This is a genomic window from Kitasatospora mediocidica KCTC 9733, from assembly GCF_000744225.1.
Classification (GTDB): Bacteria; Actinomycetota; Actinomycetes; order Streptomycetales; family Streptomycetaceae; genus Kitasatospora; species Kitasatospora mediocidica.
In genome coordinates, this window is sequence record NZ_JQLN01000004.1 from 1,512,345 (window position 1) to 1,536,119 (window position 23,775).

Genomic DNA, 23,775 nt, shown 5'->3' on the forward strand with positions numbered 1-23,775 from the left:
GCGTCGCTCACCCGCTCCGCGGCGGGCCCGCGAGGACGAAGCTCTGCCCGCGGAACTCCGCGACGGCCTTCCCGCCGGCCTGCCGGACGGTCACGTCGTAGATGCCGCTGCGCCCGGAGCGCACCCGCTCCACCGCCTCGGCGACCAGCTCGTCCCCGACGGCGGCCGGGGTCAGGAAGGTGACCTGCGCGGCCTGCGCGACGGTGACCGGACCGTAGCTGTTGCAGGCGTAGGAGAACGCCGCGTCGGCCAGCAGGAACAGATAGCCGCCGTGCGCCGTCCCGTGCCCGTTCACCATGGACTCGCCCACCCGCATCCGCATCAGCGCGCGCCCCTCGGACACCTCGTCGAGGGTGATGCCCAGCGTGCGGCAGGTCAGGTCGCGCTCATACAGCGCGGCGATCCGTTCATCCACAGTCATACCGGCGATCGTATCGATCACGGACCGGCTGGGCCCGTACCGTTGGCGGACTGCTGTCGAAGCCGACGAAGAGAAGCACGGAGCCCGCAACGATGACGGAACGACTGGTCGTGGTCGGCAGTCTCAACATGGACCTCTCGGTCACCGTCCCGCGCCTGCCGGCCCCGGGCGAGACCGTCTCGGGCGCCGACGTGGTGCGCGGCGCCGGCGGCAAGGGGGCCAACCAGGCCGTCGCCGCAGCCCGGTTGGGCGCGCGGGTGCGGATGGTCGGGCTGCTCGGCGAGGACGCCTTCGGCGTCGAGCTGCGCGCCCGGCTCACCGCCGAGGGCGTCGACGACAGCGCGGTGGCGACCCTCCCGGGCGCCGCCTCCGGGCTGGCCATGATCGTGGTCCAGCGGGACGGCGAGAACACCATCACGCTCTCGCCGGGTGCCAACGGCCGGCTGGACGTGCGCGCCCTGGAGTCGCTGACGCCGGGTCCGCTCGTCGGCCCCGGCGACACCCTGCTGCTGCAACTGGAGGTTCCACTCCGCACCGTGCTGGCCGCCGCCGGCGCGGCCCGCGCGGCCGGGGCACTGACCGTGCTGAACGCCGCGCCGCTGCCCGGGCCCGGGCCGTCGACGGCCGAACTGCTGCGCGCCGTGGACGTCCTGGTCGTCAACGAGACCGAGGCGACCGGGCTGCTCGGGCCCGTCGCCGACGCCGATGCCGCCGAGCCGGACTGGCCCGGCCGCGCCGAACGGCTGCGGGAGCTGGGGCCCACCACGGTGGTGATCACGCTGGGTGCGGCCGGCGCGATCGCGGTCGGCCCGTCCGGCCGGCACCGCCAACCCGCCTTCCCGGTCGAGGCGGTGGACACCGTCGGCGCGGGCGACGCCTTCTGCGCGCAGCTGTCCGTCGCGCTCGGCACCGGACGCCCGCTGCCCGAGGCCCTGCGGCGCGCCTGCGCCGCCGGAGCCCTGGCCGCGACCCGGCCGGGTGCGCAGGACGCCCTGCCCGTACGCGCCGAGGTGGACGCCCTGCTCGCCGGGCACCGCCGTTGATCATCATCTAGTTGAATGATAAATTAAATGCACCCCGACCGGCGGCCCGCCCGTCGTCGCCGTCGACAGCAAGGGAGCACACCGGCCGTGAGCGAGCCCGATCCCGTCATCTCCCCCTCCCCCGCCGTACGCGGTGGCCGCCTACGGGTACCGGCCGGGCCCGTCCATGAGCTGCTGGCGCCCCGGGAGACCGCGCTGGGCGGCAGCACCGTCGTCCGGCGCCTGCTGCCCAACCTGGGCCGGCGGATGGTCGGCGCCTGGTGCTTCGTCGACCACTACGGCCCCGACGACATCGCCGACGAGCCCGGCATGCAGGTCCCGCCGCACCCGCACATCGGCCTGCAGACCGTCAGTTGGCTGCACGACGGCGAGGTGCTGCACCGCGACAGCCTCGGCAGCCTGGCCACCGTCCGCCCGCGCGAACTCGGACTGATGACCTCGGGCCGGGCCATCTCGCACTCCGAGGAGTCCCCGCGCGACCACGCCCGCCTCCTGCACGGCGCCCAACTCTGGACCGCCCTCCCCGACGCCCACCGGCACACGGCTCCCACCTTCGAACACCACGCCGACCTCCCCGAGATCAGCGCCACCGGCCTGCACGGCACCGTGATCCTCGGTTCGATGGACGGCGCCACCTCCCCCGGCCGCACCTTCACCCCGCTGGTCGGCGTCGACCTCACCCTCACCGAGGGCACCTCGACCGCCCCGCCCCTGGAACCGGACTTCGAGTACGCCGTGCTCACCATGTCCGGCCTGACCGAGGTGGACGGGGTCCGCCTGGACCCCGGCTCGATGCTCTACCTCGGCTCCGGACGCCGCGAGTTGCCGCTCCGCGCACTGGCCGACGGCTCCCTGCTGCTGCTCGGCGGCGAGCCCTTCGAGGAGAAGATCGTCATGTGGTGGAACTTCATCGGCCGGACCGACGCGGATATCAGGCAGGCACGCGAGGAGTGGATGACCGGCACCCGCTTCGGCGAGGTGCACGGCTACGACGGTGGCCGGCTGGCCGCTCCCCAGCTGCCCCGACTGCCCCTGAAGCCACGGGGAAGGGCGCGCTGACCGACGGATGCCCGGCGATGGCTGGGCCCGCCGGTCAGTCGATGCCTTCGACGATGCGGAAGTCACGCTCGAAGCCGGCGGGGAGGGCCACCAACGCCTTCTGGTACGCCTCGCTCTCGTAGGCCGCGACCGCCTGTTCAAAACTGTCGAACTCGATCAGAACGACGCGGTGCGGGATTCCGGCCTCGTGGGCGACGACTCGCCCGTCACGGGACAGCAGGCGCCCGCCCGCCGCCCGGACAGCCGGACCCGCCAACTCGTTGTAGGCAGTCAGCTTCTCAGGGTCGGAAATGGCGGGGTAGACACTGGCCCAGTAGCCCTTGGCCATGGAAACCTCCTGTGTTCGGCCGGACAGATCCGACTTCGAGTTTGACGCTCAGATTGCCCGATCCCGGCGACGGAGCACCAGGCATCTGTGCTTCTGATCACACCGTCGCCAGCGGCCGGATCGGCAGATCGGCCACGACCCACCAGCAGCCGATCAGCAAGATCGTGCCAAGAGTTCATGAACCAGTTCCGGGAACCGTTCTGCGGTCACCTGTCGTGTCCCTGACTGACGAACCGTCATAATCGGTTCATCTGAAACTGCATGGACAGTGAAGGGTGGGGTCTTTCGTGGCAATCGAACTGCCGGATCCGGTGGTCAAACTGCTCTCCTTCATCGGCGTGACCTGGCCGGAGGTGAACGAGGACAAGATCCGCGAACTGGCGAGCCACATCCGGGACTTCGCCGGAAAGATGGACGACTCGCACCAGAACGCCACCGTCACCCTCAAGAACCTCTCCGAGGGCTACCAGGGCGCCTCGTACGAGGCCATGATCGCCACCTGGGCGAAGATGTCGAACACCCACATGTCAGAACTCCAGTCCGCCTGCCAGGCCGTGGCCCAGGCCCTGGACCTGGCCGCCGACGCCGTGGTCGGCCTCAAGGCGGGCGCCCTCGTCGAGTTGGGCGTGCTGGCCGCCGCCTTCGTCGCCGACCAGGCCGCGGCCATCTTCACCTTCGGCCTGGCCGAGGCCGGGCTGCCCGCGCTGGAGGCCACGGCCCGGACCGTCATGAAGAAGCTGGTCCAGGACCTGGAGGACCACCTCGTCGGCCAGGTGGTCCAGGCCGCCATCGAGCCGCTGGAGGACAGCGTGGCCAAGGCCGTGAGCGGCCTGGTGTACCAGGAGACCGCCGCGGCGCTGGGCCAGTCCTCCGGCGGCGGCACGGGTACCGGGATCCTGCTGCACCCCGACGTGATGAGCAGCGCGTCCGCCTCCATGCGCGGCCATGCCGACGACATCGCCTCCCACGCGCAGGAACTGACCGACCGTATCTCCGGAATGAGCTTCGAATGAGCGAGATTGCCAAGATCATCGGGGACGGCGCCAAGCGCATCGGCAAGTCACTGGGACAGGACACCGGAGAAGCCGTCAAGAAGCTTTACCACCAGACCGGGGCGAATCTCGACCGCGTCACCAAGAACCACGTCGACAACGACAGCAAGCACGCCGGCGAGCTCCAGAAGTTACACACCAAGGACGCCGGGGAGAAGGACTGGCACCCCGGAAAGGGCGGCCCGGGCGGCGACTCGGGCAAGGACGCCCAGGGCAAGGGCGGATCCGGCGGCGAGGGTGGCGAGAACGGCAAGGGCGGCAAGGACGGCACCGGCGACGGCCACCCGCACCCCGACGGCAAGCGACCCACCACCGACGGCGCGGGCCCGGCCAAGGGGCAGGTGAACCACCCGCACGAATCGGGCCGCACGGACGACAAGATCTGCGGCGGCGGCGAGCCGGTCGACATGGCCACCGGGCGGATGTTCATGAACGCCGTGGACGTGTCGCTGCCCGGCGCGCTGCCGCTGCTCTTCAGCCGCTCCTTCGAGTCCGGCTACCAGGCCGGGCGTTGGCTGGGGCGGCGCTGGACCTGCACCTTCGACGAACGCCTGGAGCGCGACACGGACGGCGTGATCTACCTCGGCCCCGACCGGGTCGCGCAGCTCTACCCGCACCCGGTGCCCGGCGACGGGCCGGTCCAGGCCAGTGCCGGCGACCGCTGGGAGCTGGAGCTCGACGAGAGCGGAACGTACCTGCTCACCGACGTGGCCGGCGGGCTGGTACGGGAGTTCACCCCCGTGCCGCAGAGCAGCACCGCACTGCTGACCCGGCTGCGGGACCGCTCCGGCCGCTGGCTGGAGTTCGACTACGACGCGTCCGGCGCACCCGCGAGCATCACCCACCACGCCGGGTACCGCGTGCTGGTGACGGTGGACCGGGGGCGGATCACCGCCCTGCGGCTGGCCGACGCCGACGGTGAGGGGCACCACGCCCTGCTGGTCCGCTACGGCTACACCGACGGCCGGCTGACCGCGGTCTACGACGTCTCCGGCGCCGCGTTGCGCTTCACCAACGACGAGCACGACCGGATCACCTCCTGGACCGACCGCAACGGCGGCCGGTACAGCTACCGCTACGACGAGCAGGGCCGGGTGGTCGACCAGGGCAGCGCGGCCGGCTACCTGCGGTTCCAGTTCCGCTACACCGAGCCCGATCCGACCACCGGGCTCCGGATCACCTACGAGACCGACGCGCACGGCAACACCACCGAGTACCACGTCAACCACCTGGCGCAGGTCGTCGCCACGGTCGACCCGGTGGGCCGCACCACGCACACCGAGTACGACGAGTACCACCGGGTCCTCGCCCACACCGACGCGCTGCGCCGCACCACCCGCTACGAGTACGACGGGCTGGGCGCGTTGACGGCCGTGGTCCGCCCCGACGGGGAGCGCTCCGAGCTGACCTACCAGGGGCTGACCACCCTGCCGACCGAGGTCAGGGTGCCGGGCGGCGCGCTCTGGCGCCAGGAGTACGACGCCGCCGGCCGCCGCACCGCGGTGATCAACCCGGCCGGGGCGGTCACCCGCTACCGCTACGACGAGAACGGCAACCTGGCCGCCTCCACCGACGCGCTCGGCACCACCACCGAGATGCGGTGCGATCCGGCGGGCCTGCCGATGCAGGTCACCGGCCCGGACGGCACCCAAAGCTCCTGCGAGCGCGACCCGTTCGGACGCCCCACCGCGATCACCGACCCCCTGGGCGGCGTCACCCGCTTCACCTGGACCGCCGGGGGCCGGCTGGCCGCCCGCCAGGACCCCGACGGCACGGCCGAGTCGTGGACGTGGGACGGCGAGGGCAACATCCGCAGCCACACCGACAAGCTCGGCCAGACCAGCAGCTTCGAGTACAACGAGTTCGACCTGGTCACGGTGGCCACCTCCCCCGACGGTTCCCGCTACACCTTCAGCTGGGACGCCACCCTCCGGCTCGTGGCGGTGACCAACCCGCTGGGCCAGCAGTGGCAGTACGCCTACGACGCCGCCGGCCGGCTGCGCTCGGAGACCGACTTCCACGGACGCACCGTCGCCTACGGCTGGGACGCGGGACCGCGCCCGACCTCCCGCACGGACGCCTTCGGCCAGACCGTCCGCCACCGCTACGACGTACTGGACCAGCTGGTCGCCACCGAGTACGCGGACCACACGACCAGCTACGCCTACGACGTGACCGGCAACCTGATCGCCGCGACCGGCCCGGACGCCGAACTGCGCGCCAGCTACGACGTCCTGGGCAATCTGCTCGCCGAGACCGTCGACGGCCGCACGGTGAGCTACGCCTGGGACGTCCTGGGGCGGTGCACCGGCCGCACCCTGCCCTCCGGCCACAGCAGCAGCTACTCCTACGACACCGTCGGCCACCGCGTCCGCCTGGAGAGCACCGGCGGCCGCCTCGACTTCGCGTTCGACACCGCGGGCCGCGAACTGCACCGCGCCCTCGGCGGCGACCTCACCCTCGCCAACACCTGGGACGCCCAGAGCCGGCTCACCACCCAGACCCTGCAGAGCACCGAGGAGATCCTGCAGCACCGTTCCTACCAGTACCGGGCGGACGGCCACCCGACCCGGATCGAGGAACTCCTCGGCCAAAGCCGCGAGTTCGAGCTGACCGCCACCGGCCGGGTGACCGCGGTGCGCAGCGCCGATCAGGACGAGCGGTACAGCTACGACGGTGGCGGCCACCTCACCGCCGCCGACTGGCCCGCCACCGCGGCGACCCGGGCCGCACGGGGTGAGCGCGCCCGCGAGGGCAGCGAGCTGACCCGGGCCGGCGACGTGCGCTACGAGTACGACCGGGCCGGCCGGGTGACCCTGCGCCAGATCAAGCGGCTCTCCCGCAAGCCCGACACCTGGCGCTTCGAGTGGGACGCCCAGGACCAGCTGACCCACGCCACCACGCCCGACGGCACCCGCTGGCGCTACCGCTACGACCCGCTCGGCCGCCGGATCGCCAAGGAACGCCTGGCCGCGGACGGCACCGTGGCGGAGCGCGTCGACTTCAGCTGGGACGGTCCGCGACTCGCCGAACAGACCACCCGCACCGAGGCCCTGCCCGGCCCGTACACGCTGAGCTGGGACCACGTCGGCTTCCGGCCGCTCGCCCAGACCGAGACCATCGCCTCCGCCGACCGCGACCAGGTCGACCGGCGCTTCTACGCCATCGTGACCGACCTGGTCGGCACGCCCACCGAACTCGTCGACACCGCCGACGGAACCATCGCCTGGCGCGGCAACACCACCCTGTGGGGCCACACCAGTTGGCCCAGCGACAGCACCGCCTACACCCCGCTCCGGTTCCCCGGGCAGTACTTCGACCCCGAGACCCGGCTGCACTACAACCACCACCGCTACTACGACCCGGCGACGGCCCGTTACGCCTCCCCCGACCCGCTGGGAATCGCCCCCGCCGCCAACCCCGACACCTACGTCCCCAACCCCCTGGTCGACTCCGACCCGCTCGGCCTGGCCCCCTGCCGGTCGTCGGGGGACGAGGACAACCCCTGGATGAAGGAGTTCCAGGCCGATCACCCCGACAACCTCGCGGCCAACCAGCCCTGGGTCCACCAGGTCAGGACGCAGTACCAGAACACCCGACTCGGGATCAAGAACCCCTGGCACAGCAACTTCGCCGTCCTGCAGTACCTCGACAAGGACACCGGGAAGATCGAACACGAAGCGGCGTGGAACGCCGGCGAGCGCAACCACCATGCGGAGGAAGCAATCATCAATAAACTGCAGAACAAGCAGGTGAACTACAAGCCGCTGAACCTCTTCAGCGACCGCCAGCCGTGCAAGGACTGCTGGCCGTTGATGAACACCGCCTTCCGCTCGCGAGGCCGCGAAGGCCAGCTGAACGTGTACTTCGTCACGGCCTTCCCGGAGGAGCAGGTCGGCAAGGTCATGCACGACCTCCCCCAGTGGTGGCGGTAGCCCGACGCTCCCCCTGGGAACCCGAACCGACCTCCCGCGCCCCGGTACACCCGGGCGCGGGAGGTCGGTGGCACGTCAGCGGGACGTCAACGGCCCTGAAGGGACTTGACGTTGTCGCCGAAGGTCCAGCCCAGTGAGCCGTCCCAGTTGAGGGACCAGGTCATCAGCCCCTTCAACGAACCGCCGAAGGCGTTCCACGACTGGCTGACCAGGCTCGGCGCCATGTAGCCACCGCCCGCGCCGGGTTGGGCCGGCAGGCCGGGCACCTGCTTGTCGTAGGGCACCTTGACGGTGGTGCCCTGGATGGTCAGGCCGTTGTTCAGGCAGGTGGTCTGCGCGCTGAACCCCTGAACGGTACCGGCCTGGTAGGAGTCGCCGGAGCAGCCGTACATGCTGCCGTTGTAGTACTGCATGTTCAGCCACCACAGCTGGCCGTTGTCGGCGTACTTCTTGATGATCGGCAGGTAGGCGCCCCAGATCGACCCGTAGCTGACGCTCCCGCCGGTAACGTACGCGGTTTCGGGGGCCATCGTCAGACCGAAGCCCGCGGGCATCTGGGCCAGTACGCCGTCGATGATGCGCTCCAGGTTGGCCTGGGAGGCGGACAGCGTGGTGATGCTGCCGCTGCCGGTCAGGCCGGTCTCGATGTCGATGTCGATCCCGTCGAAGTTGTACTTCTTGAGGATCGGGACGATGGTCGCCACGAACTTGTCGGCGACGGTGCTGGAGCTGAGGTCGATGCCGGCGGCGGCGCCGCCGATCGACATCAGGATCGTCGCCCCGGCCGCCTTGGCCTGGCACATCTCGGCGGGGGTCGCGACCTTGACGTTGGTGTCCATGCCGTCCTGCCACTCGACGGTGCCGTCCGAAAGGATCACCGGGAAGGCGGCGTTGATGACGTTGTAGCCGTGCGCGGCGATCCGGCTGTCCGTGACGGGGATCCAGCCCAGGCCGGGGTGCACGCCGTTCAGGGCGCCGTCCCAGTTCTCCCAGTACCCCTGCAGGACCTTGCCCGCCGGCCTGGGCTTCACGGGGCAGGTGTCGCCGGGCGGCGGCGTCGTGCTGGGCGGCGTCGTGGTGGGTGGCGCGGTGGTCGGCGGGGCGGTAGTCGGCGGGGCGGTAGTCGGCGGGGCCGTGGTGGGCGGCGCGGTGGTGGGCGGCGCGGTGGTGGGCGGGGCCGTGGTCGGCGGGGGGCTGCTGCCGCCGGGGCCGGTGAGCGACACGTCGTCCGCGTAGTACGCGGGCTGCCCGTACCAGCCGTGCAGGTAGACGGTCACCGAGGTGGTGGTCGCCCCGGTGGTGAAGCCGACGCTGAGCTGGCTGTACGACGCGCTGTTCGGCGTCCAGGTGGACGGGGCGCTGGTGAGCCCGGTGCCGGTGGCGCCCAGGTAGACGTAACTGCCCTGGACGTAGGCGCTCAGCGTGTACGTCGCGTTGGGCTGCACGCTGACGGTCTGGGCGCACTGGGCGGTGTCCTGGCCGGTCGGCGAGGCCAGCAGCGCGGAGGCGCCGGAGTGGACCGGACTGCTGACGACCGCGCCGGAGCCGGCGGAGCAGGTCCAGCCGGAGAGTCCGCTCTCGAATCCGGGGTTGGCCACCAGGTTGGTGGTGGTGGCGGCGCCGGCCGTGACGGAGCCGGCCACCGCGATACCGGCGGCGATGACGGCGGCGGCGCTCACCCCGGCCAGGAAACGCATCGGGACGCTCGGTCCGTGCTCGGCGCGGCCGGGATCGGAACCGGGGCGGACATCGCCCGACAGACGTGGAGTGCGCGGCCTTCGACGGAACATGCGGTGCTCCCTTCCCGCCGAGCGCCGTGGACAGGACCGACGCGTGGGGGCGTGACGCCCGGCTCTGGGTGAGGTGGGGACATGTGGGGCTGTGCCGAACCGGATCGTAGGAGGGTCGGCCAGACCCGTCAATAGGTCTGGACCACTGACAAGCGGTCTGGACCACTGACCAGCAACGCGACCTTCACCCAGGCAAACCCGTGCGCGGAGCACGCGTTTTGTAGTACCGTACAGATGCGTGCTCGACGCACGCAGTTTTCCCGACACAGCCCCCAAGGAGACCCGTCATGACCAGCATCGCCGCCGCCCTCACCGACCTGCTCCTCACGCCCGGCCTGGAGCTGACCGAGGCCGTGGACCGGCACTTCACCCCCGACTACCGCCAGCGCACCGACGGCCGCTGGGACGACCACAGCGCGTTCACGTCCCACATCGCCCACCTGCGCACGGTGGTCGCCGGCGGTTCGGTCGAGGTCCTGGAGGAGCTCGCGCAGGGCGACCGCTACGCGGACCGCCACATCGTCGACATCACGAAGACCGACGGCTCCACCGTCCGGATGGAGGTCTACCTCTTCGCCGAGATCGCCCCGGACGGCCGGTTCCGCCGCATCGAGGAGACCACCCTGATGCTCCAGGGCGCCGACGGCGACCGGAACCTCGGCAGCGCCCGCTGAAAACGCCGCCGCCCTGTCCGTTCCCGCTGCGGAGCGGGAACGGACAGGGCGGCGGGAGCGGGGTCAGACCGCCGGAACCGGGTAGGTCGGGTACTCGACCCCGGAGACGTGCTGGACGACCCGGATGACCTGGCACGAGTAGCCGAACTCGTTGTCGTACCAGAGGTAGAGGATCGCGTTGTCGCCCTCGACCTTGGTCGCACCGGCGTCGACGATCGACGCGTGGCGCGAGCCGATGAAGTCGCTCGAGACGGCGTCGGGCGCGGTGATGAAGTCGATCTGGCGCTTCAGCGGCGAGGCCAGCGAGACGTTGCGGAGGTAGTCGAGCACCTCCGCGCGGTTGGTCTCGCGCGCGAGCTGGAGGTTGAGGATCGCGATCGAGACGTCCGGCACCGGGACGCGGATCGAGCTGCCGGTGATCGTCGCCTTCAGGTCCGGCAGCGCCTTCGAGACGGCCGAGGCGGCGCCGGTCTCGGTGATGACCATGTTGAGCGCCGCCGAACGGCCACGACGGTCCGAGTCGTGGTAGTTGTCCAGCAGGTTCTGGTCGTTGGTGTACGAGTGGACGGTCTCCACGTGGCCACGCAGGACGCCGTACTCGTCCGCCATCGCCTTCAGCGGCGGGACGATCGCGTTGGTGGTGCAGGAGGCGCAGGACAGGATCTGCTCGTCCGGCTTGATGGTGTCGTGGTTGACGCCGTGCACGATGTTGGGCACGTCGCCCTTGCCCGGGGCTGTCAGGACCACCTTGGCGATGCCGGGGCGCAGGTGCTTGGAGAGCCCCTCGCGGTCGCGCCACCGGCCGGTGTTGTCGATCAGGATGGCGTCGTTGATGCCGTACGCCGTGTAGTCCACCGACGTCGGGTCGTCGGAGTAGATCACCGTGATCTCGGTGCCGTTGGCGATGATCTTGTTGTTCGCCTCGTCGACCGTGATCGTGCCCTGGAACTGGCCGTGGATGGAGTCACGGCGCAGCAGCGAGGCGCGCTTGACGAGGTCCTCGCCGGCGCTCTTGCGCACGACGATGGCACGCAGCCGCAGCCCGTTGCCCGACCCGGCCTTCTCGACGAGCAGGCGGGCCAGCAGGCGGCCGATCCGGCCGAAGCCGTACAGGACGACGTCGCGTCCGTCGCGGCGCTCCAGCTTGTTGGCACCGGTGGCGCCGGCGACCGCCTCGGCGGTGAACTCCTCGACCGAGAGACCGCGGTCGTCGCTGCCGTAGGTCGCGGCGAGCATGCCGATGTCGATCTGGGAGGGGCCGAGGTCGAGCGCGGCGAGCGCGTTCAGGAACGGCAGCGTCTCGGTGACCGAGAGCTCCTCGCCGGCTATCTGGCGGGCGAACCGGTGCGTCTTGAGGATGCTGACCACCGACTTGTTCACCAGGGAGCGGCTGTGCAGCAGGACGGTGACGTCCCTCTCCCGGTGCAGCCTCCCGATGATCGGGATCATAGACTCCGCGATCTCCTCGCGGTTCTTCCAGTTCGTGAACACGTCTTCGTTGACAGTCACAAGTCCATCTTTCGAGCTAGAGCTAGGCCATGCGCACGCACAGGTTATCTTCAGAGAAGAGTGAGCGCCCGCGCGGACCTGCCTTCTCGCGACTCGGTGCGCCAGGCCGCATCAGCCCCATGAGCTGCGAGAAGCCCGGCGGAGTCGTCAACAGGACGGCGCCCAGGGCGATCCCGGGCATGGCCAGCATCACACCCCGGCCGAGCGCGCAAGGGTGCCCGGCCGCAGCAAGTCCTCGCTGCGGGGACCCGGCGCGAGCCCGGGGTGAGATCGCCGTCACGCCGGGTGGCCGGCCACTCCCCCGGGGCATGGCTCCCGGGGGGTGAGCTGTTCATGCTGCGCGGATGAGAGGAGAGTTCGCTCGGGAGGGAAGCGCGAATGGAGCTGGAGCTACGACACCTGCGGGTGCTGTGTGCGATCGCCGATGCGGGGAGTGTGGGCCGGGCCGCTTCGGTTCTGGGCCACTCACAGCCGGCCATGAGTACCCAACTCCGGCGCATCGAGAGCCACTTCGGAGAGTTGCTGTTCGAGCGCAGGGTGTCGGGCGTGGTGCCGACGGAGTACGGCGTCGAGGTCCTGGCGCAGGCCCGCGACGTCCTGTCGCGGGCGGAGGCGATCGGGCAGCGGCCGCGCGGGAGCGGAACGGGGACGCGTCGGACCCTGCGCATCGCGGCGACCAACTCGCCGATCCTGTCCGGCATGATGGTCCGGGTCCGCAGCCGGGTCCCCGATCTCGCACTCACCGTGCGCAGCGTCTACTCGTCCTCCGAGATCGTCGAGCTCCTGCGGAAGGGCGAGATCGACGTGGCGATCGCCGCCGACTACCCCGGCCTGCCGCTGCGGCACGCGGACACCGTGACGCATCGCGGGATCGCGACCGCTCCGTGCTTCGTCGCGCTGCCCGCGCGCCACCGCCTCCGGCTGCGGCTGGAGGTCTCGCTCGCCGACCTGGCCGACGACGCCTGGTTCCTGACCCCCGACGACGGCGCCGGCTGGCCGGGGGTCTTCCACCAGGCCTGCGCGGCGGCCGGATTCACGCCGGCGGCCGTCCACGAGTTCCTGGGCGACCAGCTCCAGCTGCAGAACATGATCGCCGACGGCCTCGGGGTGTCCGTCGTGCAGGCGACGATGCGGCCTATCCCCGACGTCCTGGTCAAGCCGCTGACCGGCACGCCGCTGTGGTGTCGCTACGTGCTGGCCTGGCGGTGCGACGGCCTGGCCGCCGAGGTCGCGGACACCCTCTTCAGCTGCGCCACCGCGGCCTACCACGACCTCATCTCCCAGGCGTCGCACTTCCAGGCGTGGGCCTCGGGGGCATAGCCGGATATCTGCCGTTTGATCAGGACGCCCGGCAGCACTGTGTTATGGGCTGCCCCGCAAGGTGCTATGTCACACCGTATTGAATGCGCCGGTGCTGGATGGAAGCGTCCCTCTCACGCCTCAGCCAATCCCCCACAGAGGCGTCCATCCAAGAAGGAGCACAGATGCGTTACCGCTCCCCCCTGCCCGGAATCGTGGCGGGCGGTCTGGCGACCGTCGTCGCGCTCGCCGGTCTGGCGACGCCCGCGATCGCGGCCCCCCAGCCGCGAAGCGTCGCGATGACGGCAGCCGCAGCCACGACGCCCGCGGCTCGCACGACCCCCCGCGCGTTCTCGCCCGCCGGTCGGACCGTGGCCAGGTCCGACCAGGCCGCCGAGCAGCACGGCCGGCTCCCCGCGTCCCAGATCCCGCCGCTGAGCGCGCCGACGGCGCCGCCCGCCTCGCACCCCGGAGTGCAGCCCAGGAGCGCCTCCCGGGCGGCGGCCGCGGTGTCCTGCACCCCGGCCGACTTCGGCAACAGGTCCGGATCCGCGCTGGTGTCGTTCGTCCAGGCCTCGACGACCGACTGCGTCAACACCCTCTTCAACGTGACCGGCACGGACGCGGCCCACGCGTTCGCCGAACCGCAGATGGTCGCGATAGCCGACGCGCTCGGCAGCGCCGCCGCCGACTACCCCGGCGACGACTCCACCGGGGTGTGGCAGCTGATCCTGTTCCTGCGCGCCGGCTACTACGTGCAGTACAACAACGCGTCCACCGTCGGGGCCTACGACGCGACGCTGACGAACGCCGCCGAGGCCGGCCTGGACGCGTTCTTCGCGAACGCGCACTCCCGTGACGTCACCGCCGCGAACGGCGACGTCCTGGGCGACGCGGTCGTCCTGACGGACAGCGCCGACGCACAGGCCCGCTACCTCAGCGTCTACCAGCAGCTGCTGAACGGCTACAACAGCTCCTACAACGCCATCCCCAGCATGGTCACCGCCGTCAACGACGTGTACACGCCGCTCTTCCGCGGCCACCAGAACGCCGACTTCGTGGCCGCGGTGACGGCCGACCCGAGCATCCTCAACACGCTCGACTCGTTCGCCACCGAGCACCTCGACCTGCTCGGCACCGGCGACTCCTTCCTGGACTCCAACGCCGGTATCGAGCTCGCGCGCTTCATCCAGCACCCCGCCCTGGCGGCCACCGTGCGCCCGCTGATGCAGGGCCTGCTGAGCGACTCGTCCATGACCGGCCCGACGGCGCCGCTCTGGGTCGGGGTCGCCGGCATGGCCGACAGCTTCGACCAGGCGAACTGCTCCTCGTACGGCACCTGCAACCTGGTCGCCGAGCTGACCGCGGCGGCGCTGCCGATCACCCACGTCTGCGACTCGGCGCACACCATCCTGGCGCAGTCGCTGAGCGACGCCGACCTCGCCGCCGCCTGCAGCAGCGTCATCAACCAGGACGCGTTCTTCAACAACCTGGTCAAGGACAACGGCCCGATCCCGGGCGAGTACGAGTCGACGGTCAAACTGGTCGTGTTCGCCAGCCCCACCGACTACGAGACCTACGCCGGCGTGCTCTACAACGTCGACACCAACAACGGCGGCATCACCCTGACCGGTGACCCGACCGACCCGGCCAACCAGCCGATGTCGATCATGTACGTGAAGAGCGCCGACGACGGCTTCGTCGGGGGGATCTGGAACCTCAACCACGAGTACACCCACGCCCTCGACGCCCGTTACGACACCAAGGGCGACTTCACGGCCGAAACCGCCGTCCCCGACGTCTGGTGGATCGAGGGCCTCGCCGAGTACGTCTCCTACACCTACCGCGGCGTGCCCGACACCGAGGCGATCGGCGAGGCGGCCAACCACACCTACGCGCTGAGCACCCTGTGGCAGAGCACGTACGAGAACTCCGACGAGACCCGCACCTACCCCTGGGGCTACCTCGCGGTGCGGTACATGTTCGAGCAGCACCCGCAGGACGTCTACGCCATGCTCGCCAAGTTCCGCGCGGGCGACTACGCCGGCGGCGACGCGGTCTACAACTCCGGCATCGGCACCCGCTACGACGCCGACTTCAACAGCTGGCTCACCGCCTGCGCGGCCGGCGCCTGCGCGGCCCCGACCCCGCCGCCCACCCTGCCGCAGTGCAGCAACGCCGACGCACGGGAGCTGGGGCAGAACTGCGCCGTCCTCAACCAGTCGGCCGCGGCCGGCACGTCCGACTACCTCTACATCTACCTCCCGGCCGGCAGCACGACGCTGAAGGTCAGCACCACCGGCGGCACCGGGAACCCCTACCTCTACTACAGTCCGAGCAGCTGGGCCACCGCCGCCTCCCACACGGCGTCCTCCACCAACTCCGGTGACGACCAGAGCCTGACCGTCACCAACACCACGGCCGGCTACCGCTACATCAGCCTGTACGCCAACACCGCGTTCAGCGGAGTCACCGTCACCACGCAGTACTGACCGCACGGTCCGGAAACGGTCCCGGAAACGCAGGTAACCCCCATCCGATTTCTCGGATGGGGGTTATCTGGAATGATTGTTCGGCGGCGTCCTACTCTCCCACAGGGTCCCCCCTGCAGTACCATCGGCGCTGTGAGGCTTAGCTTCCGGGTTCGGAATGTAACCGGGCGTTTCCCTCACGCTATGACCACCGAAACACTATGAAACTGTCAACCGCACCACCCCCGTGACCAACGGGGTGGGGTCGTTGTTTCAGAACAACACAGTGGACGCGAGCAACTGAGGACAAGCCCTCGGCCTATTAGTACCGGTCAGCTCCACCCATTACTGGGCTTCCACATCCGGCCTATCAACCCAGTCGTCTACTGGGAGCCTTACCCTCTCAAGGAGGTGGGAATACTCATCTCGAAGCAGGCTTCCCGCTTAGATGCTTTCAGCGGTTATCCCTCCCGAACGTAGCCAACCAGCCATGCCCTTGGCAGGACAACTGGCACACCAGAGGTTCGTCCGTCCCGGTCCTCTCGTACTAGGGACAGCCCTTCTCAATATTCCTACGCGCACAGCGGATAGGGACCGAACTGTCTCACGACGTTCTAAACCCAGCTCGCGTACCGCTTTAATGGGCGAACAGCCCAACCCTTGGGACCTACTCCAGCCCCAGGATGCGACGAGCCGACATCGAGGTGCCAAACCATCCCGTCGATATGGACTCTTGGGGAAGATCAGCCTGTTATCCCCGGGGTACCTTTTATCCGTTGAGCGACGGCGCTTCCACAAGCCACCGCCGGATCACTAGTCCCTGCTTTCGCACCTGCTCGACCCGTCGGTCTCACAGTCAAGCTCCCTTGTGCACTTACACTCAACACCTGATTGCCAACCAGGCTGAGGGAACCTTTGGGCGCCTCCGTTACTCTTTAGGAGGCAACCGCCCCAGTTAAACTACCCACCAGACACTGTCCCTGATCCGGATCACGGACCTAGGTTAGACATCCAGCACGACCAGAGTGGTATTTCAACGTCGACTCCACGACAACTGGCGTTGCCGCTTCACAGTCTCCCACCTATCCTACACAAGCCGAACCGAACACCAATATCAAGCTATAGTAAAGGTCCCGGGGTCTTTCCGTCCTGCTGCGCGAAACGAGCATCTTTACTCGTAATGCAATTTCACCGGGCCTATGGTTGAGACAGTCGAGAAGTCGTTACGCCATTCGTGCAGGTCGGAACTTACCCGACAAGGAATTTCGCTACCTTAGGATGGTTATAGTTACCACCGCCGTTTACTGGCGCTTAAGTTCTCAGCTTCGCCACGACGAATCATGACTAACCGGTCCCCTTAACGTTCCAGCACCGGGCAGGCGTCAGTCCGTATACATCGCCTTACGGCTTCGCACGGACCTGTGTTTTTAGTAAACAGTCGCTTCTCGCTGGTCTCTGCGGCCACCCCCAGCTCAGGAAGTAAATTCCATCACCAGGTGTGGCCCCCCTTCTCCCGAAGTTACGGGGGCATTTTGCCGAGTTCCTTAACCATAGTTCACCCGAACGCCTCGGTATTCTCTACCTGACCACCTGAGTCGGTTTGGGGTACGGGCCGCCATGAAACTCGCTAGAGGCTTTTCTCGACAGCATAGGATCATCCACTTCACCACAATCGGCTCGGCATCAGGTCTCAGCCTCAATGAGTGACGGATTTGCCTATCACTCGGCCTACACCCTTACCCCGGGACAACCACCGCCCGGGCTGGACTACCTTCCTGCGTCACCCCATCGCTCACCTACTACCCTGTTGGGTCAGCGGCTCCACCACGTCCCTTCGTCCGAAGACTCCAGGCCGGCTTCGCGGCTTTAGCATTCAGAGGTTCGACGTTGGCGCTTCAAAGCGGGTACGGGAATATCAACCCGTTGTCCATCGACTACGCCTGTCGGCCTCGCCTTAGGTCCCGACTTACCCTGGGCAGATCAGCTTGACCCAGGAACCCTTGGTCAATCGGCGCAAGAGTTTCCCACTCTTGTATCGCTACTCATGCCTGCATTCTCACTCGTGAACCGTCCACAACTGGATTCCTCCGCTGCTTCACCCGGCACACGACGCTCCCCTACCCATCACAGCAGGCGTTGGCCCTTCATGCTGCAATGACACGACTTCGGTGGTGTGCTTGAGCCCCGCTACATTGTCGGCGCGGAATCACTTGACCAGTGAGCTATTACGCACTCTTTCAAGGATGGCTGCTTCTAAGCCAACCTCCTGGTTGTCTGTGCGACTCCACATCCTTTCCCACTTAGCACACGCTTAGGGACCTTAGTCGGTGTTCTGGGCTGTTTCCCTCTCGACCATGGAGCTTATCCCCCACAGTCTCACTGCCACGCTCTCACTTACCGGCATTCGGAGTTTGGCTAAGGTCAGTAACCCGGTGAGGCCCATCGCCTATCCAGTGCTCTACCTCCGGCAAGAAACACGTGACGCTGCACCTAAATGCATTTCGGGGAGAACCAGCTATCACGGAGTTTGATTGGCCTTTCACCCCTAACCACAGGTCATCCCCCAGGTTTTCAACCCTGGTGGGTTCGGTCCTCCACGAAGTCTTACCTCCGCTTCAACCTGCCCATGGCTAGATCACTCCGCTTCGGGTCTTGGGCATGCAACTCAACCGCCCTATTCGGACTCGCTTTCGCTACGGCTACCCCACACGGGTTAACCTCGCTACACACCGCAAACTCGCAGGCTCATTCTTCAAAAGGCACGCAGTCACGAGACACACAGCAAGCTGGTGTCCGACGCTCCCACGGCTTGTAGGCACACGGTTTCAGGTACTATTTCACTCCGCTCCCGCGGTACTTTTCACCATTCCCTCACGGTACTATCCGCTATCGGTCACTAGGGAATATTTAGGCTTAGCGGGTGGTCCCGCCAGATTCACACGGAATTTCTCGGGCTCCGTGCTACTTGGGAGAAGCTCAAGTGAGCCGTACAGATTTCGTCTACGGGGGTCTTACCCTCTACGCCGGACCTTTCGCATGTCCTTCGACTACCCATACGGTTTCTGACTCACCCAGCCGCCGGCAGACGACTGAAGAACTTTCCCACGACCCCGCATTGGCAACCCCTGCCGGGTATCACACCAATACGGTTTAGCCTCATCCGGTTTCGCTCGCCACTACTCCCGGAATCACGGTTGTTTTCTCTTCCTGAGGGTACTGAGATGTTTCACTTCCCCTCGTTCCCTCCACATACCCTATGTGTTCAGGTATGGGTGACAGCCCATGACGACTGCCGGGTTTCCCCATTCGGAAACCCCCGGATCAAAGCCTGGTTGACGGCTCCCCGGGGACTATCGTGGCCTCCCACGTCCTTCATCGGTTCCTAGTGCCAAGGCATCCACCGTGCGCCCTTAAAAACTTGGCCACAGATGCTCGCGTCCACTGTGCAGTTCTCAAACAACGACCAGACACCCACCTACACAACCCCAAGAATAAGGCAATGTCCGTGGGACCGGCTCCAGAGGTACCAGCCATACGGCCGTTCCCTCAGGACCCAACAACGTGCCCGACACACCCGACCCGCTGAAACGTTCCACGCACCGAAGTGCAGTACTGGTAACAACCAACCGTGTGTGCCGAATAGTCAACGTTCCACCCATGAGCAACCAACCCGGGACATTCGCCCAGGTCTGGCTATGTGCTCCTTAGAAAGGAGGTGATCCAGCCGCACCTTCCGGTACGGCTACCTTGTTACGACTTCGTCCCAATCGCTGGTCCCACCTTCGACGGCTCCTCCCCTTACGGGTTAGGCCACCGGCTTCGGGTGTTACCGACTTTCGTGACGTGACGGGCGGTGTGTACAAGGCCCGGGAACGTATTCACCGCAGCATGCTGATCTGCGATTACTAGCAACTCCAACTTCATGGGGTCGAGTTGCAGACCCCAATCCGAACTGAGGCCGGCTTTTTGGGATTCGCTCCGCCTCGCGGCATCGCAGCCCTTTGTACCGACCATTGTAGCACGTGTGCAGCCCAAGACATAAGGGGCATGATGATTTGACGTCGTCCCCACCTTCCTCCGAGTTGACCCCGGCAGTCTCCTGTGAGTCCCCATCACCCCGAAAGGCATGCTGGCAACACAGAACAAGGGTTGCGCTCGTTGCGGGACTTAACCCAACATCTCACGACACGAGCTGACGACAACCATGCACCACCTGTATACCGACCACAAGGGGGCGACCATCTCTGGCCGTTTCCGGTATATGTCAAGCCTTGGTAAGGTTCTTCGCGTTGCGTCGAATTAAGCCACATGCTCCGCTGCTTGTGCGGGCCCCCGTCAATTCCTTTGAGTTTTAGCCTTGCGGCCGTACTCCCCAGGCGGGGAACTTAATGCGTTAGCTGCGGCACCGACGACGTGGAATGTCGCCAACACCTAGTTCCCACCGTTTACGGCGTGGACTACCAGGGTATCTAATCCTGTTCGCTCCCCACGCTTTCGCTCCTCAGCGTCAGTAATGGCCCAGAGATCCGCCTTCGCCACCGGTGTTCCTCCTGATATCTGCGCATTTCACCGCTACACCAGGAATTCCGATCTCCCCTACCACACTCTAGCCTGCCCGTATCGAATGCAGACCCGGGGTTAAGCCCCGGGCTTTCACATCCGACGTGACAAGCCGCCTACGAGCTCTTTACGCCCAATAATTCCGGACAACGCTCGCACCCTACGTATTACCGCGGCTGCTGGCACGTAGTTAGCCGGTGCTTCTTCTGCAGGTACCGTCACTTGCGCTTCTTCCCTGCTGAAAGAGGTTTACGACCCGAAGGCCTTCATCCCTCACGCGGCGTCGCTGCATCAGGCTTTCGCCCATTGTGCAATATTCCCCACTGCTGCCTCCCGTAGGAGTCTGGGCCGTGTCTCAGTCCCAGTGTGGCCGGTCGCCCTCTCAGGCCGGCTACCCGTCGTCGCCTTGGTAGGCCATTACCCCACCAACAAGCTGATAGGCCGCGGGATCATCCTGCACCGCCGGAGCTTTCCACCCACCCCCATGCGAGGACAGGTCATATCCGGTATTAGACCTCGTTTCCAAGGCTTGTCCCAGAGTGCAGGGCAGATTTCCCACGTGTTACTCACCCGTTCGCCACTAATCCACCCGAAGGCTTCATCGTTCGACTTGCATGTGTTAAGCACGCCGCCAGCGTTCGTCCTGAGCCAGGATCAAACTCTCCGTGAATGTCTGCCCGTAATCGGGCCGAACACCCGCGTTGAGCGGCACGACAACCACCGGAATAGGGCGGTCACGTGCACTGCGTCCTCGCTGTGTCTTACTTCAAAAGGAATCTCCAACCCCGATCAGAGACCGAGGCCGGGGATGTCAACATATCTGGCGTTGACTTTTGGCACGCTGTTGAGTTCTCAAGGAACGGACACTGTCTTCAAGCCGCTCTCGCAAGCTCTCCGAGTGTTTCGTTCGGCACTTCGTGTTTCCAGCGTATCAGATGTTCTCTGCTCCGTTTTCCGGAGTTTCGCTTACCTGATCCGCTATTCCTTCGGCCTTTCGGCGATCCAGACTCTACCAGGTCTCCCCGGTGCTTCCGGCCCGCTTCCCGGCTTTCAGGAGGCTTGTCGAATTCAGGTGCGATGACCTGTCCGACGTTTCGAAACTCTAGTCGAACCGCGCTTCGCAAAGCGAATCCGACCGCAACCCGATAAACGCGCACAACAATTCGAGCAGAGGCGCGCAGACGCGACCCGGCGGAGAAGAGAGGTGGTGGTTCAGAGGATTGGCCACCCCGGGACCGTCCGCGCGATGCGTGTCCGGTGCTCCCTGTCGGGCGACTAGGGAACACTACTCCCGCTCGGTGTCACGGGCAAATCCCCAGCAGAACGGCCCGGGCAGCCACGGGGCGACGGCGTACCGCCGTGCCCGTGGCTACCCGGGGTGGGACAGGATCGGAACTCAGAACTGGGTGCTGACCGTGACACCGCTGAAGGCGGTGTTGGCGTAGAGGCTGATGTACCGGTAGCCGGCCGTGGTGTTGGTGACGGTGAGGCTCTGGGCCGTGCCGGTGTTGGTGGAGGAGGCCGTGAAGGCGCTCGGCGACGCCCAGGTGGTCGGGTTGTAGTAGAGGGACTCGGTACCGGTGCCGCCGGAGGTGGTGACCTTCAGCGTGCTGGTGCCGGCCGGCAGGTAGACGTACATGTAGTCCGTGTTACCGGCGGTCTCGGCACGGTTGGCGCGGGAGCAGTTCTGGCCCATCGCGTCGGTGCGCACGTCGGTGCAGGTCGGCAGGGTGACCACGCCACCGCTGGTCACGGTGACCGAGGTCGGGGTGCTGGCGGACTTGCCGCTGCTGTCGGTCACGGTCAGGACGACGGTGTAGGTGCCGGCGGCCGCGTAGGTGTGGCTCGGGTTCTGCTGGGTGGAGGAGGTGCCGTCGCCGAAGGTCCAGTTCCACGAGGTGATCTTGGCGGAGCTGGCGGTCTCGACGGACGTGTCGGTCAGGGCTGACCGTGGCGCCGTTCACCGTCTGGTTGAAGAGCGACGTCGGGCCGGCCGCGTAGCAGGCGCCGGCGGCGCAGGTGTTGAGCCAGTTGTCGAAGTCGGCGTCGTAGCCGGTGCCGATGCTGTTGTAGACCGCGTAGGCGCCCGCGAAGTCACCGGTGCGGAAGTGGCCGAGCATGTTGGTGATGTCGGCCGGGTGCTTCTCGAACATGTACCGGACGGCGAGGTAGCCCCACGGGTAGGTCCGGGTCGAGTCCGAGTTGTCGTACGTGTTCTGGAAGACCGTGCTGAGCTTGTACGTGTGCTTGGCCGCCTCCGTCATCGCCTGGGTGTCGTGGTGCCGCGGTAGGCGTAGGACTCGTACTCGGCGACCCCTTCCGATCCACCAGATGTCCGGGACGGAGATCTGGGTGCCGAAGTTGCCCTTCATGTCGTAGATGCCGTCCATGTAGTGCGTGTACTCGTGGTTGAGGTTCCACACGTTGGCGGTGAACCCGTCGTTCCACGACTTCTGGTACATCACCGACACGGCCTGGTTGCTCGGGTCCGTCGCGTCCATCAGGGGTCTCGCCACCGTTGTTGGTGGAGTTGCCGTAGATCGCCCAGGAGTACGTCAGGTAGTCGGCGTTGTTGGAGAAGACCGCCATCGTGACGTTCTTGTCGTACTGGCCGGGGACCGGACCGTTGTCCTTGACCATGTTGTGGAAGAAGACGTCCTCGCCGCGCAGGCTCGCGCAGACGGCGGCCAGGTCGGCCGGCGACAGGGACTCGGTCGCGATGGTGCGGTAGTCGCAGGTGAGCGTGTGCGACAGGACCGTCGCGCTGAGCTTCGCCGGCAGGTTGCAGGTGTTGTAGTACGAGCACTGGGCAGCGTCGTAGGCGTCCGCCTGGTACGCGGTGTGCACGTACAGCGCGCCGGTGGGGCCGAGGATCGGGGCGGCGTCCAGGACCGCCTTCACCAGCGGCTTGGCCACGGCCTCGATGGTGGCGTTGTCACCGGCCATCCGGGCCAGGTCGTTGCCCGCATTGGAGTCGAGCTGGGCGTTCGGGCCGCTGAGCAGGTCCTTGTGGTTGAGCGCGAAGCTGCTCAGGGTGCTGACGATGCCCGGGTCCGCGCTGACCGCGCTGACGAAGTCCGGGTTGTAGTTGCCCCGCCACAGCGGCGCGAAGAGCACGGCGTTGACCGCGTTCGTCATCTTCGCGGACGCGTTGTAGGAGCTGTTGTAGCCGTTCAGCACCTGCTTGTAGATGTTCAGGTACTTGCTCTGGGCAGGTTGGCGCTGTCCGTGAGGACCAGCACGTCGTAGAGCACGCTGCCGTTGGCGTCGGTGACGTCGGTCCAGTGGTGGCCGCGAAGAAGGTGTCCAGGGCGGCCTGGGTGGCGGTGGCGAGGGTGGCGTCGTAGGTGCCGACCGCGCCCGCGTTGTAGGACTGCACGTAGTAGCCGGCCCGCAGGAAGAGCACCAGCTGGCCAGATGCCGGTGGAGTCGTCGCCGGTGTAGGTGCTCGCGAGGTTCTGGAAGGCCTGGGCGACGGTCAGCATCTGCTGCTGCTTGAAGATGTTGCCCGCGTCGGTGCCGGTGACGTTGAACAGCGTGTTGACGCAGTCGGTGGTCGAGCTCTCGATGAACGCGACCAGGGCGGCACCGCTGCGGCTGCCGAAGTCGGCGGGGTACAGGTCTGCGCGTCGGC

The 23,775-nt window shown here is 67.1% G+C and carries 12 protein-coding genes, 3 rRNA genes and 5 pseudogenes; 7 read left to right on the forward strand and 13 right to left on the reverse strand.

Features of this window, described 5'->3' with window-relative positions:
- Positions 1-7: 7 nt before the first annotated feature.
- A complete protein-coding gene (paaI, locus tag BS80_RS14000) occupies positions 8-421 on the reverse strand; it encodes a hydroxyphenylacetyl-CoA thioesterase PaaI (protein ID WP_051966568.1) in 414 nt (137 codons plus the stop codon).
- Between the two features lie 92 nt (positions 422-513).
- Here paaI and BS80_RS14005 point away from each other — a divergent pair, with 92 nt between their 5' ends.
- Both BS80_RS14005 and BS80_RS14010 read left to right on the forward strand, forming a co-directional pair.
- Positions 514-1,464 (forward strand): ribokinase, encoded by a 951-nt coding sequence (locus tag BS80_RS14005; RefSeq protein ID WP_035796893.1) that lies wholly within the window; start codon positions 514-516, stop codon positions 1,462-1,464.
- Positions 1,465-1,551: 87 nt separating this feature from the next.
- Positions 1,552-2,523, forward strand: a complete 972-nt coding sequence (locus BS80_RS14010; protein ID WP_051966569.1) for a pirin family protein — start codon at positions 1,552-1,554, stop codon at positions 2,521-2,523.
- 34 nt (positions 2,524-2,557) lie between these two features.
- Here BS80_RS14010 and BS80_RS14015 read toward each other — a convergent pair whose 3' ends face one another.
- On the reverse strand, positions 2,558-2,851 hold the full coding sequence (locus BS80_RS14015; RefSeq protein WP_035796895.1) for a DUF1330 domain-containing protein: 294 nt from the start codon (positions 2,849-2,851) through the stop codon (positions 2,558-2,560).
- A 287-nt stretch (positions 2,852-3,138) separates the two neighbouring features.
- Between BS80_RS14015 and BS80_RS14020 the strand changes: the two genes are divergently transcribed.
- Together BS80_RS14020 and BS80_RS14025 are read left to right on the forward strand one after the other, a co-directional pair.
- Positions 3,139-3,864 carry a WXG100-like domain-containing protein gene (locus tag BS80_RS14020; RefSeq protein ID WP_035796898.1) on the forward strand — a complete coding sequence of 242 codons (726 nt, stop codon included), beginning with the start codon at positions 3,139-3,141 and terminating at the stop codon, positions 3,862-3,864.
- Positions 3,861-7,838, forward strand: a complete 3,978-nt coding sequence (locus tag BS80_RS14025) for a DUF6531 domain-containing protein (protein ID WP_051966570.1) — start codon at positions 3,861-3,863, stop codon at positions 7,836-7,838. The genes BS80_RS14020 and BS80_RS14025 overlap by 4 nt, the downstream gene beginning before the upstream one ends.
- Positions 7,839-7,924: 86 nt before the next feature.
- Here the strand turns inward: BS80_RS14025 and BS80_RS14030 are convergent, their stop codons facing one another.
- Positions 7,925-9,628 (reverse strand): carbohydrate binding domain-containing protein, encoded by a 1,704-nt coding sequence (locus tag BS80_RS14030; protein WP_035796901.1) that lies wholly within the window; start codon positions 9,626-9,628, stop codon positions 7,925-7,927.
- A 287-nt stretch (positions 9,629-9,915) separates the two neighbouring features.
- Here BS80_RS14030 and BS80_RS14035 point away from each other — a divergent pair, with 287 nt between their 5' ends.
- Positions 9,916-10,302: a nuclear transport factor 2 family protein gene (locus tag BS80_RS14035; protein ID WP_035796904.1), complete on the forward strand. Its 387-nt coding sequence runs from the start codon at positions 9,916-9,918 to the stop codon at positions 10,300-10,302.
- Between the two features lie 63 nt (positions 10,303-10,365).
- Here BS80_RS14035 and BS80_RS14040 read toward each other — a convergent pair whose 3' ends face one another.
- Positions 10,366-11,811, reverse strand: a complete 1,446-nt coding sequence (locus tag BS80_RS14040) for a glyceraldehyde-3-phosphate dehydrogenase (protein ID WP_035796906.1) — start codon at positions 11,809-11,811, stop codon at positions 10,366-10,368.
- Between the two features lie 378 nt (positions 11,812-12,189).
- On the opposite strand from BS80_RS14040, the gene BS80_RS14045 reads away from it, so the two are divergent.
- Both BS80_RS14045 and BS80_RS14050 read left to right on the forward strand, forming a co-directional pair.
- Complete coding sequence (locus BS80_RS14045; protein ID WP_035796909.1) at positions 12,190-13,131, forward strand: LysR family transcriptional regulator; 942 nt, start codon at positions 12,190-12,192, stop codon at positions 13,129-13,131.
- 164 nt (positions 13,132-13,295) lie between these two features.
- A complete protein-coding gene (locus BS80_RS14050; RefSeq protein WP_035796912.1) occupies positions 13,296-15,602 on the forward strand; it encodes a M9 family metallopeptidase in 2,307 nt (768 codons plus the stop codon).
- 78 nt (positions 15,603-15,680) lie between these two features.
- On the opposite strand, the gene rrf is transcribed toward BS80_RS14050, so the two are convergent.
- From rrf to BS80_RS42775, 9 genes and pseudogenes are all read right to left on the reverse strand, one after another.
- Positions 15,681-15,797: ribosomal RNA gene (gene rrf, locus BS80_RS14055) — 5S ribosomal RNA — on the reverse strand.
- An 86-nt stretch (positions 15,798-15,883) separates the two neighbouring features.
- A 23S ribosomal RNA gene (locus BS80_RS14060) occupies positions 15,884-19,005 on the reverse strand.
- 284 nt (positions 19,006-19,289) lie between these two features.
- Positions 19,290-20,811, reverse strand: a 16S ribosomal RNA gene (locus BS80_RS14065).
- The 16S, 23S and 5S rRNA genes sit together here, the layout of an rRNA operon.
- 726 nt (positions 20,812-21,537) lie before the next feature.
- Positions 21,538-21,942, reverse strand: coding sequence for a PPC domain-containing protein (locus BS80_RS42755; RefSeq protein WP_232246460.1), 405 nt, complete (start codon positions 21,940-21,942; stop codon positions 21,538-21,540).
- A gap of 18 nt (positions 21,943-21,960) precedes the next feature.
- Positions 21,961-22,083: pseudogene (locus BS80_RS42760) on the reverse strand (PKD domain-containing protein); the annotation flags it as partial.
- A gap of 145 nt (positions 22,084-22,228) precedes the next feature.
- Positions 22,229-22,642 (reverse strand): annotated as a pseudogene (locus BS80_RS44080) (collagenase); the annotation flags it as partial.
- Positions 22,643-22,697: 55 nt separating this feature from the next.
- Positions 22,698-23,321, reverse strand: a pseudogene (locus BS80_RS44085) (collagenase); the annotation flags it as partial.
- 163 nt (positions 23,322-23,484) lie between these two features.
- A pseudogene (locus BS80_RS43835) lies at positions 23,485-23,547 on the reverse strand (M9 family metallopeptidase N-terminal domain-containing protein); the annotation flags it as partial.
- A gap of 64 nt (positions 23,548-23,611) precedes the next feature.
- Positions 23,612-23,761: pseudogene (locus BS80_RS42775) on the reverse strand (M9 family metallopeptidase N-terminal domain-containing protein); the annotation flags it as partial.
- Between the last annotated feature and the right edge of the window lie 14 nt (positions 23,762-23,775).